The following is an 11,901-nucleotide window of genomic DNA, read 5'->3' as shown; positions in this document are numbered from 1 at the left end:
AACCCTTTTTACACACTATAATGGACAGTACTCTCTAAAGTATCCAAATCAATGTGCAGGCTGTCCTCTTTTCGATAACATGATTGAGTACCAATGCATGTCTATAGCTAAATATTGATTGCAATCTAAACTGATGTTAAAATTTGACGACGAAAAATTTTGGTGTATAATTAATACGATCATGTTATTTTGATAACATATCAGATTTCCGCACAACAAGATATGTGTCTTCTTGCCTCGATCAATCGTGACCAGTACAAACTGCTCGTGCATATTGTAAGGGTTTTGGCAAACTCGGCGATAGCGACTCTTCTAATGAGGATCGCCTGATGAAAGATTAGTTAATACGATAACATTAACGCAGTTATAGTACAAAGGCCTCTAGAAAGTTATTTTTTGGGCCAATAATTGAAAGAGTCAAGCGACATGAAAGAGGGCTTTGCGGGTGATCTGCGAAGAGAAAAATGATTCTTTAAAATATCAACAGGTCGTATTAAAAGATCGGGTTGCTCTAAATTTTGCAGAGCTCGACTATATTAATTAATCGAACGGAGGTCTTGGAACATGAAAAGAATTATCAAAATTTTGGCATTTGGAGGTTTGGTATGCATCTGTGGTTTACTTTGCCTGCCGATGACTGCCGTATCAAGTGAAGTGCCAACAATTGAGCCTCCTGTTATCGTCACAACTTGTGGTCAAAGTCCGGGCGCTGTAATGGTCAAAATGTCCCTTATGCAAGCACAAATTGTACCTGTGGAAAATAATAACACTATTACAGCTTCCGAGCTAAAAGGCAAGGGTTATAAAACGTTAATTGTTACCACTGGGACTAGTGGGAAGGGAATGGGGGCTGCTGGAACTAACATCAATAAGGAGATCGCACGTTGTAAGGAGGTTATAACTGCTGCTAAGGAGGAAGGAATGGTCGTAATAACAGCGCACGTTGAAGGAATGGCGCGTCGTACCGATAGTGCGGATCAACAATCAATTGATGAGATCATGCCACTAGGGGATGTTATGCTAGTTGTAGCTGAAAGCGATTCCGATGGGTATTTTACTAAATTAGCTCAAGAATATGACAAGCCTTTGATAGTTGCTAAAGATGCTTTGGAGATTGGGAAGAAATTGAAGGAATATGTCAAAGTAGAGAAGTAAGAACAAGTCCTACCCCGCGGGGTAGGACTTGATTTTTTGGAAAGGGAAGGTTTATATGTTTGTACATTCTGGGATTATTCTGTTAGTTATCGTTGCGGCCTTCATAATATTCAAGTTAACAAAATTTACGACGGAACTGTCCATGTTTTTTTCGGCAATAGTAGCTGCCTTCGCACATTCCCTTCTTTTACGATTAGCATCCGAGCCAAGGGATATCGTACCACTTATTCCTATACGCCATATTGTAGAGGGCGCTTTTACTTACTTTGATGTGTGCTTAATTTTTTTGTCAGCCACATTTTTCATGGCGCTCTTTAGAGACAGTGGCGGTGTTGCATTTATAGTGCGGAAGATAGTAACTGCTTTTCATGCAAAGCGAAATCTGTGTTTGCTCTTTTTGACGCTGGTATTGTTACTTCCGGGAGCGATTACGGGGTCAGGAGCGACTACAGTTCTTACTGTGGGGGCATTGGTCAGTTCAGTGCTTTCTTCGATGGGAATAGATGAAACCAGGCGAGCAGGCATCATTTATATGGGAGCAGTTATGAGTGCGGCTGCACCTCCCATAAACCTTTGGGCTATGATGGCTGCTGCTGGCGCTAATATGCCCTATGTGGGATTTGCTAAGCCATTGCTGGTTCTTTCCTTGATGGGAGCCCTGTTTTCTACTTATTGGTTGGCGGGGAAGGGAAGTAAAAAATTAGAGTTAGAAGAAGCTTTAAAAATGCTTCCTGATGTGCCAAGCGAACAAAATTGGTTTAGGGTAGGTTTCCCCTTTGTTTTGCTGTTAGCGTTGATATTGGCTGGAAGGATATGGTTTTTCAATATGCCAGTATTAGGCTTACCGCTGCTCTTTATGATTGCTTCCTTTTCGGTAATACTTTTAAGCCCGAAACCTCTTCCTATATGGCAGATTGCACGTTCTACCGTGCATTCGCTGTTACCATTGGTAGGTATCATGGTGGTTGTAGGGGTATTGATTCAAGTTATGGCGCTAAGCGGTGCCAGAGGCTTAATCTCGTTGCTAATAGTCACTCTTCCATTAAAGATGTTGTACGCAACGCTTTTCTTCATATTGCCACTGTCCGAGGGCTTCCTTCAATATGCAGTAGCTCCTTTGATAGGCGTTCCCCTTATCATGCTTTTCAATATGCGAGGAATGGATCCAATTATCGCTTTATCGGCAATGGCTGTGATGTGGCCAATAGGCGATTGTTTACCCCCTACCGCTATTGTGGGCCGCGCCACTGTTATAGAGCTTGATTACAAAGGCAGATATTATGGTGATTTTGTAAAGGCATGTCTTATTCCCATGGGATTTGTAGCTTTAATCGGTACTTTATTTCTTATTTTTAGTACAAATTTGTCTTTCTTGGAGGTTTAATCAAGATGATAATGGCAAACGCTATCATCATGTGGTTATATTACGGTATTGTACTTTTTTTCATGGGGGCTATTTTACACAACTTTATAAAATCGACTAACGTTCAAGATATTATTTTGTACGGTATTGTTTTGCTTCCTTTTGTCTTAAGAATAGCCAGGCTTAAATAGCAATAGGAGGCTTTTTTATGTCGAACAAACTGAAGTATGTAAAAATTTTGACTTTACTATTTACGGGTATTTTTGCTGCAATTAGCGGGTATGATTTTCACATTCACAGACATTTTAAAGAACCTGTCGTTCCCTCAACGGCTTTAACAGAAGTTAGGCATTTGTCCGATTATGAACCGTCTCTTAAAGGTACAGTTAATGATAGCAACATATATATATTCGATAGTGGTGTTCCTGGGGGTACCGCTTTGCTCCTAGGCGGCACTCATCCTGAGGAGCCTGCAGCAAATCTCACCGCTCTTCTCGTAGCGGAAAATGTCAAGATAGAAAGAGGACGTTTATTCGTGATAATTAGAGCAAATAGAAGTGCCTCAACATGTACGAGGATGGGGGAAGCCTATCCAGCATTTTATCGCATTAAGACGCCTTGGGGGACTAAAGTTTTTCGTATGGGAGACAGATCTTCTAATCCTCTTGATTCTTGGCCGGATCCCGAAGTGTATATTCATTATCCCACGAGGCAAATGTTGGCTTACATGGATTTTAGAAATCTTAACAGATGTTGGCCCGGGAGAAATAATAGCGCCATAACCGAACGTACTACGTGGGCTATGATGGAGCTTATTCGCGAGGAACATATAGACATAGTAGTCGACCTTCATGAAGCCGAATTAGAATATCCCGTTATCAATACTATAGTGACGCATGAGAAAGGGGAAGCGGTAGCTGCTATGACATCGATGACCCTCACGGCGGAGCTTTTTGATGTGCCCTTAAGCATGGAGTTTTCTCCCAAGGCGCTTAGGGGATTATCGCACAGAGAGATCGGAGACCACTCGGATGCCATGTCTTTGCTCGTGGAGTCAGCGGAGCCGATGCTCGACCGAATAAGAGGGATTACCGACGAGTACTTGCTCATGACCGGCAAAGACGAATTTGTCATGAAGGCAGGAGAACATAGATTACTTTATTCCCCCATAGATGAAAGAGGATGGCCAATTGATGTACGAGTTGGACGTCATTCATCAACTTTTCAAACAATGTTACAATTCTTCTCATCAATGTATCCAGATAACCAGATAATCATTTCAGGGATACCGGGCTATAAAGAAATTATTGCAAATTCGCTGGGAACTTATCTCCACAATCCTCAGGAAGCAAAGGAAGATAATGTTTACTACGATTAGTTAAGGGGGGGGGTGGGTTACGTCATTTAACTGACAAGAATGTTTGCCTCTATATTTGATGGGCAACTGGTAGCAAGGCAAAAAGGAGGAGGTAAAAATGAGCAAGAGATTGGCGAGAATGTTGGCAGTATCTATACTAGCTGTTTTCTTATTTAACTCAATGGGTTCAGCTTGCACTACTATTTTAGTGGGCAAAAAAGCATCTGTAGATGGATCGGTTATGGTAACGCATACCTGTGACGGCTGGTATGACAATAGGGTGAGGGTGATCCCCGGAGGAAATCATCCTGAAGGGGAGATGGTACCTGTTTACAAAGAGATTTGTCATGGTACAAGACCTGATCTGCCGCTGGTAAAGGTTGGTGAAATTCCTCAAGTTAAAGAAACCTACACTTATTTCCATGTAGCATATCCCTTTATGAACGAACATCAGGTAATAATGGGCGAGGCAACGTGGACGGGGCGAGACGAAAACTATTGTCCGAATGGGTGGATGATGATAGAGCAACTTCAGGTCTTCGGACTTCAACGGGCTAAGACGGCTCGAGAGGCTATCAAAGTCATGACAGGGCTTGCAGAAAAATATGGATACGGCGATGGGGGCGAAACCCTTCTAGTGATCGATAAAAACGAAGGCTGGATATTCGATATATGCGGCCCGGGTCCTCTTTGGACTCCTGAAAGCAGGAAACCGGGAGCTATCTGGGTTGCACAGCGTGTCCCCGACGATTGTATTACCGTCGTTGCGAACCGCACAAGAATAGGGACAATTGACTGGGATGACAAGGAAAACTTTGTGTATTCTTCAAATATAAAAAGCTTTGCTCAAGAGATGGGATGGTGGAAGCCTGGAGAGCCCTTCGTTTTCCACAAAATCTATAATCCTGAACCATACGGAACTCCTTACTATCAACAACGCAGGGAATGGAGAGTTTTAAGTTTATTAGCTCCCTCTTTGAAATTGAAAGAGAATGCTGCAGAAATGTATCCTCTTATGGTTAAGCCGGACAAAAAAGTATCCGTCAAGGACCTTATCAAAATAAATCGAGACTACCATGAGGGAACGCGTTTTGATCTCACAAAGGGGCTTGCAGCAGGACCTTTCGGTACACCAAACCGATATTCAACTCCTGCAGAAGTTCGTCCTGAAGGCAGGAAACACGTAGACTGGACTAGAGCCATTTCCATGTTCCGTTGTTCCTATAGTTTTGTAGCCCAAGCCAGAAGTTGGTTGCCAGATCCTCTGGGAGGAGTGCTGTGGTTTGGAGAAGACGCACCCCATTCCACGGTTTATATGCCAATTTATGCTGGCGTAACGTCTCTTCCCAAGAGCATTACCGAGTGCACTCGAGCGGAGTTTGATAGGGATTCTGCATATTGGGCATTTAACTTTGTTTCTAATTGGGCTGATTTGAAGTTTAGCTACATGATTCAAGATATAAGGGCAGCGCAAAAGGCATTCGAAGACGAATTCTTCATGTATCAACCCGTAATTGAGGAAGAAGCGTTTGCTCTTTACAGAGAAAATCCTGCAAAAGCTAAATCATACTTGACTGAGTATGTTAATAAAAACATCAACAAAGTGGTAAATAGATGGTGGACTTTAGCTCGGGAACTTGTCGGTAAATATTGTGATGGGTTCATCACCTATCCTGATGGCAAACAGGAATCCGTAGGTTATCCTACGTGGTGGCTAGAGACCGTTGAATTTGGAAAAGAGGAGTTAGAGCCGAAAGAATAAAATTTTCTAACTGGCAGCTCAATAGGAGTGACTAACATAGCTCTTATTGAGCTGCTTATTCTAGTTGGGGGAAGGGCAGTTTGCATCGCAAAATATAGAATGCACGTTAACCGGGACAAGGGGTAAAAAGATGACACCCTCCTAATTGATAATAAAGGCATCTATTCCCTTGACAAGGGGCGCAGGGCCGTATAGTCATTTTAGCTTTTTCTTTTCCCAATAACATGATTGAGCATTCGGATTTTTTGGGATACATCATTGTCATTTCATTAACTCTTACGCCGATAATCCTCTCTGCATTGGATAGTTTTAAGATGATCGGGATAAGTTTTAAGCTTTGTCCTCCGATACCCGGATAGCATTCATACATTGGATATAAACTAAACCTTGACTCAGCTATTTCGCCTATCAGCTTTCTCAGCCTGACGTGCATTTCATAGAGCAATAAGGAAGACGCTGTATCGACGAGAAGACAGATAATGAATTTGGCTCTGGTACGCAGTTTTATAAACAGCTCATCAATGGCAACGCCCAGGGTAAGCACCGTCAGGGCTACCGTGGAAGACTTTTCGAGAGTGTCTGCTAGATTCGTTTCTATTTCTTGAGGAGACTGGTCATTTAGTACATTAATGAGTCTCCTTGTTGGCATAAATGTGATTACTGCCCTGGGTTGAAGGACATCTTGGCATAGGCTACTTTGCCAAAATGCGTAAAAGTCAGTGAATGCCTCATGCAATCGATCACCTTGTCTTTTATAATATCTTTCCAGCGAATCCAAGTTAAGGTTTATGTCATCAATAAAGACTTTCTCATAATGCCCTCGTTCGATATCGTTATTGTTCTTAACATGATTTTCATACTGGATATAAACTACGAATTCTTTCATCTGTTAACAATCCTTAATATCCCTTTAATCAATTTTAAAAACAAGATTTTTGAGAAAAATATTCGTGAAATCCTTGAGTGTCGAGAGCTCCACAACTTTTGTACGGTCAACAATCGCTTTTACTTCCTGTAGAGCGTCCTGTGACATGAGAGCGCGATATGCTCCCCTTATAGCGGAGTTGCCTATGTAGTGTATTTTTTCAAGGGGTACTTTTGGCAAGATGCCTATGGTCATGGCATTTTCGCTGTTCAAGTAATTTCCAAAAGCTCCTGCCACGATGACACGGTCGATATCTTCCATGGAGATGCAAGTTTTTTCAAGAAGAACTTCTATGCCCGTCGCAATTGCTGCTTTCGCCAGTTGTACCTGCCTGACGTCCCTTTGGGTAATGGCCAGTCCAGTGCCTTCTATGGGGGATAAATTACAAAACCGAAAACCAAGTATGCCGGACTCATCCCTGAAGATACGATAGCCAAGATCTTTGGATCCCGATTCGTTGAGCTTTCCGGATTCATCGATGAGCCCATGGCGAAGCATTTCGGCGATAAGGTCGATGAGCCCCGATCCACATATCCCGAGGGGGTCGCATTTTCCAATTACTTCGAGCTCTATATTCCCATCCCCGAAGCGGACCTTTTCTATTGCCCCTTCCTTGGCGCACATGCCACATGAGATCTGGCCCCCCTCAAAGGCAGGTCCAGCTGCTGCAGAGCAAGCGATTAAAAATTCCTTGTTGCCGAGCACGATCTCGCCATTCGTGCCTATGTCAATTAAAAGGGTTATCTTTTCATCCTTGAACATCCCCGAGGCCATGACGCCGGCCGCGATATCGCCTCCAACATAGCCAGAGATGCAGGGCATCACCAACACCCTGCCCTCAGGGTTAACGGTCAATCCCAGGGAAGATGCATCTAGCAGGGGAAAGAAGCGCGAAACCGGTATAAACGGGCTCCGTCCAATGGTCAGGGGATCAATCCCGAGGGCGATATGTTCCATGCAGGTATTTCCCACGATGACTGCGGCATATATCTCTTCCTCTGGAAGGTGGTTGCAAGATGCGATGTTGGCTATCATTTCATTTAGCGATACTAAAATTGCATTCCTCAACGTCTCTAGCCCCTTCGGGTGTTTCTGCAGATAGCTTATCCTTGAAAGAACGTCTGCACCGAAGGAAATCTGGGGGTTAACTTCCAAGCAACGATCTATCACAATACCTGTGTTGAGATCCACCAGCCACACGACCAGAGAGGTCGTCCCGATATCGATGGCGACGCCATAAAGGCTGTGGGATGTGTCTCCCCTCTCAATGGCAATTAAATCCGTCTCCGTAAAGACCATGGTAGCCAGCTCGTGATTTAAAAAGAGGCTCCCCATTTCCTTCAACAAGTTGAGGGAAATGGTATTTTTTAGGCCGAGATCTTCTAAGACGATCTCCCCGAGGGACGTGATGTCATCATCCACCTCTGGCATGGTTAGCCTCGTCGCCCTCTTTCTTACGAGGGGATCCCGTCCCTTGACGATAAAAAGCTCTGCCTCGCCGTCTAAAATCTGCATTTCTCCTTTTTCGGCACAGGGAAGCAAAACCACAAGGCCGTCCTCGAGGGGACACTGGCAAGCAAGGCGATATCCCGCCATCAGTTCTTCGGGCGTGAGCATCTTTCGCTCGATCTCGTTTGGCATGGATCTTGCCTTCCTCACGATGACTCGACATTTACCACATCTTCCCACGCCACCGCAGGACTGATCGAGTGGAAGCCCAAGGCGAGCTGCCAATTCTCCCAAAGTTGCATCCTCTGGAGGGGCAAGGACAACTTCTTTCATGGGCAAAAAAGTTATCTTCTTGCTCAATGTCATACATTCCTTCTCAGTTTATCAATCATCGTCAATCACCTTCATATTCCAATTTGATTGCCAGCTGGTGCGCAAACCACGAGCTCGATGGATCTTTTACAGCCAGCCCATCATATTTTACTTCGGGCTGGCTGTAAAATCATGTCTGGCTTTCCTTGGAAGCAAAGTTTGCTTCAGGTTATTTAAAGGTTCGCCCTTCCCGCTTTCACGAAGGCTTCGATGTTTTCGAAGGGAGTTTCCGGCGGGAGATCGCAGCCGGTGCTCAGTATGAAGTTTTTATGTCCCTTCATCTTCCTCCGCAAATCCAGCGTGTTCTCGTAGACTTTTTCAGGGCTTCCCTGCAGCATGACTCGCACAGGATCGACGTTTCCTATGAGGACTACATCAGGTATCATATCGATGACTTCGTGCAGTTTGACGGGAGTGTCCAAGCTTAAGCCCTCTGCTCCGGTGGCGGCCATCGCCTTCAAGATGTACGTTGTGTTGCCACAGATGTGCAAGACGGTCATACACTCCGGGAGGCTGTCATATATTTCTTTTATGTAGGCGCCGGAAAATTCATCAAATTGCTTGGGTGAAAGCATGGAAGCAGTTGGCTCCAAGATCGTCAATATATCCGCGCCGGCTCGCACGAGAGCCATTGCATATACTTTTATGACTTCGGCCATGAAGGCTAAAATTTCCTTGAGCGGATCAGGGTCTTTAATGGTGGCCTTAAGCGTATTTTCGACCTTCATCATCTCCCCTGCGAGAGTGTAGGGTCCAATGACGTATGCGCCCACCGGAATGGATAAGTTCTCCTTCATTCGCCTGACCGTTTCGATGAAAATCGGCATGCGCCCATCCTTTTCGGGATCGGGAACGCTAAGGTCCTTCAGCTGCTCGGCGCTTTTGAGGGGGTGAACCTTGACCGATGGCGATGCATCCTCGGGAAAGTGAATCTCAGCTCCCAAGGTTTCCGCCTCTACTGTCAAATCCATGAGATGGATCAAGGCATCCACCTCGAAGTGGTTAGCAAGCTCCTCTATTGCCCTATACTGAATCTCGGCATCCGTCAGACCTTGGCGAATGGTGTTTCCCCCAAATTTTAGGCCTGGAAAGCCAAGGAGGGGAATCACGGGTGTTCTGCCAAGAGCGTTAATATACTCTACTATCTTGTTCATCAATAACAATCCTCCATTTTTTTTGTGCTTGACGAAGGCGGAAGGCCCCGTGGGAGATGGCGACCTTCCGCCGGCTGTGCCCTAGTAGGGGTATTCCACCCCAAGCTCGGCCAGCTCTTCCTTCATGCGCTTAAATTGATCCAGATATTCCTGGCGAGGCACTATCTTGTCCATGTCGTAGACTTCCTGTATGGTCTTGCCGTAATTGTCGATGGGGATGTTTTCCTCATACTTTTCCAGGAGCTTGATGCAGATCTCGTTGGCTTTCTCTCGCGATATACGATTCCTGAAGGATGCCCTCGCCGTTTCGTGATAGAAGCGGCTTTCCAGCGGAGTCGCCCTATCGGTGAATTTATTTCGACATGTGGCACAACCCCATGGATGTCCGCCAGATGGCTCTATGGCCAAGGCATGTGCTGCAGATTCGTAGTATACCTGATCCGTTCCAGGCCCTGCATTGGCGAAGAGGTTGTTGAAGAAGGAAAGCCTGGAATTGCGAGCGATGGCCTGAGAGAGGACGCTCTGCAACCACAGCAGCTCGCGGGTCGTCGTGGACTGCCATCTCAAGTGGAAGGGGAAGTGCAGCGTCCAGATGCTTCCGTAGAGGCAGGCGCCCTCAATTGCGTAGGCCGTCTGCAGGATCAACGTTCCTTCGATCCCGCCGGCATATCCTCCGTAGACGGCCCCTGCGAGGTTCCCGAAGACGTTGCCGTAACTGCGATAGTGAAAGGACTTATTTAGCATCTGGCTGTTGGTCGTCATCTCCGTCAAGATTGAGACCATTCGTCCATCGAGATGTTGGGGGCGCACTCCCCACGAGGGGTTGGCGGCGGCGATCTGCGCCTGATCCGTCTCGGCAGTTCCGACCGAGACGGTATATACGTCGGGACGGCCGACCAATCGCTGGGCATCGCGCAGGTTCATGGCGTGTTCCATCGCTGCGGCCACCTCCGTGGGGGCGTTCGAGGTCACCTTGCGCCCCATGAAGTCCTCCAGCAGGGGGGCACAAAGCCCGTCCAGGAGGGGCTCCTTCAAATAGGCCATGCAGGCCTTTTTGTGGATGTCGGTGCTGAAGTTGGCATCGGGGCTGAAGAGGTGGAAGGGGCGATGAACGCCGTCTTCGACCGAGCGGATGCCCAACCTCCTCTGGTCGTGACCTGCCCCGACCGTGTACTCCGGCTCGAGGCTCTCGAGCACCTCGTTTACCTCTTCTTCGGAGAACTCCATTACTCTGTGGGCGTTTTGGTGGTAGACGCCCACCCTGATGAAGAACTCCTTGGCGGCGTTCCAAACCGTATCGGCGAATTTGTCATCAGTGTTGACGACAGTCTCGCGATCCCACTTTATTTCGTATTTTTTGATTACATCCTTCATTATGGGAATGAAGCGCTTGATGATGTATTCGTTTTGGTCCCTATAAAAGGGCCCGTCCAAGGCCTTCCCGAAGACCTCCCACATGCGAAAATTTGACATGATTTTCTTCCTCCTTCGTGTTATGGGACTTTATGCAGTCCGTGCGGCGAGCTGTTTTGCAACTTCAACGGCCTCAAAGGCGTCGAAGGCCCAGCCGTCCGCTCCGATTTCCTCGGCCCACTCCCGCGACGTGGGAGCTCCGCCGATCATTATCTTAAATTTGTCGCGCACGCCGGCCTCCATGGCAATTTTGATGAACTCCTGCTGAGCTGGCATGGTCGTGGTCATGAGGGCCGACAGCCCCACGATGTCCGCCTTGTGCTTCTTGGCTTCATCTATGAAGGCAACGTGGTCAACGTCGGCGCCGAGATCTACGACTTCGAATCCGTTGGCCTGCAGCAGGAGCCCAACGACCGTCTTGCCAATTTCGTGGTAGTCGCCGGAAACGGTGCCAATCACTACGGTGGGCTTCTTGGCGGCGCCGGTTGCGGCGTACTCTTGATCTATTTTTGGCTTAAGTATTTCCATGGCGGAGATAAAGGCATCGGCCGCTACGACCAGCTCGGGCAAGAAGACCTCAAATCTCTCGAATTTTTCCCCCAAATCCTGCATTGCCTCCGTTAGGTTATCTACCACATCCTTCACTGAAATATCGGACTCAAGCAGCTCCTTTGCGATGTTGATAGCCTGCTCCGAATCTCCCGTCACTACAGCTTCCCTCAACTGTATAATTTTGTTCATTACGACTACCTCCTTGTTATGAATCTGGATATATGCATTTGGGTTTTGTTAGTGGCTATTAATATCCTGATATTATTTTGTAGGTATTTTAGTATGTGTTCCATGTTTCTGTATCTATCCCCAAAAATTCTACCTACTCCTTTGCAGCTCCTTCCCCCTTCCACATAGACTGTCTCTTCTATTGCTTAATTTCGTATGTCCATGACGTGA

At 46.3% G+C, this 11,901-nt stretch carries 10 protein-coding genes; 5 read left to right on the top strand and 5 right to left on the bottom strand.

Features of this window, described 5'->3' with window-relative positions; genetic code table 11:
- The first annotated feature begins 633 nt into the window (after positions 1-633).
- The 5 genes from AC5SXE_RS02230 to AC5SXE_RS02210 all read left to right on the top strand — a co-directional run bounded on the left by AC5SXE_RS02230 (position 634) and on the right by AC5SXE_RS02210 (position 5,637).
- Positions 634-1,155 carry a DUF6305 family protein gene (locus AC5SXE_RS02230; protein WP_416358730.1) on the top strand — a complete coding sequence of 174 codons (522 nt, stop codon included), beginning with the start codon at positions 634-636 and terminating at the stop codon, positions 1,153-1,155.
- Between the two features lie 55 nt (positions 1,156-1,210).
- Positions 1,211-2,539, top strand: coding sequence for a C4-dicarboxylate ABC transporter (locus AC5SXE_RS02225; RefSeq protein ID WP_493916472.1), 1,329 nt, complete (start codon positions 1,211-1,213; stop codon positions 2,537-2,539).
- Between the two features lie 5 nt (positions 2,540-2,544).
- Positions 2,545-2,709 (top strand): hypothetical protein, encoded by a 165-nt coding sequence (locus AC5SXE_RS02220; RefSeq protein ID WP_310848446.1) that lies wholly within the window; start codon positions 2,545-2,547, stop codon positions 2,707-2,709.
- Positions 2,710-2,726: 17 nt separating this feature from the next.
- Entirely contained in the window at positions 2,727-3,896 is a 1,170-nt protein-coding gene (locus AC5SXE_RS02215) for a succinylglutamate desuccinylase (RefSeq protein WP_310848448.1), read from the top strand.
- 97 nt (positions 3,897-3,993) lie between these two features.
- Positions 3,994-5,637, top strand: a complete 1,644-nt coding sequence (locus AC5SXE_RS02210; RefSeq protein WP_493916471.1) for a dipeptidase — start codon at positions 3,994-3,996, stop codon at positions 5,635-5,637.
- Positions 5,638-5,743: 106 nt separating this feature from the next.
- Here AC5SXE_RS02210 and AC5SXE_RS02205 read toward each other — a convergent pair whose 3' ends face one another.
- From AC5SXE_RS02205 to AC5SXE_RS02185, 5 genes are all read right to left on the bottom strand, one after another.
- Entirely contained in the window at positions 5,744-6,523 is a 780-nt protein-coding gene (locus AC5SXE_RS02205) for a hypothetical protein (RefSeq protein ID WP_493916470.1), read from the bottom strand.
- 24 nt (positions 6,524-6,547) lie between these two features.
- Positions 6,548-8,371, bottom strand: a complete 1,824-nt coding sequence (locus AC5SXE_RS02200) for an ASKHA domain-containing protein (RefSeq protein WP_310848454.1) — start codon at positions 8,369-8,371, stop codon at positions 6,548-6,550.
- A 185-nt stretch (positions 8,372-8,556) separates the two neighbouring features.
- Entirely contained in the window at positions 8,557-9,537 is a 981-nt protein-coding gene (locus tag AC5SXE_RS02195) for a uroporphyrinogen decarboxylase family protein (RefSeq protein ID WP_310848455.1), read from the bottom strand.
- A gap of 81 nt (positions 9,538-9,618) precedes the next feature.
- Positions 9,619-10,995 carry a monomethylamine:corrinoid methyltransferase gene (locus AC5SXE_RS02190; protein WP_332636634.1) on the bottom strand — a complete coding sequence of 459 codons (1,377 nt, stop codon included), beginning with the start codon at positions 10,993-10,995 and terminating at the stop codon, positions 9,619-9,621.
- A gap of 45 nt (positions 10,996-11,040) precedes the next feature.
- The gene (locus AC5SXE_RS02185; protein ID WP_310848459.1) at positions 11,041-11,691 is read right to left on the bottom strand and encodes a cobalamin B12-binding domain-containing protein; all 651 of its coding nucleotides are present in this window, start codon (positions 11,689-11,691) and stop codon (positions 11,041-11,043) included.
- Positions 11,692-11,901: the final 210 nt, after the last annotated feature.

This window comes from Acetomicrobium sp. (assembly GCF_059026225.1).
This window is presented reverse-complemented; position numbering and strand designations above follow the sequence as displayed.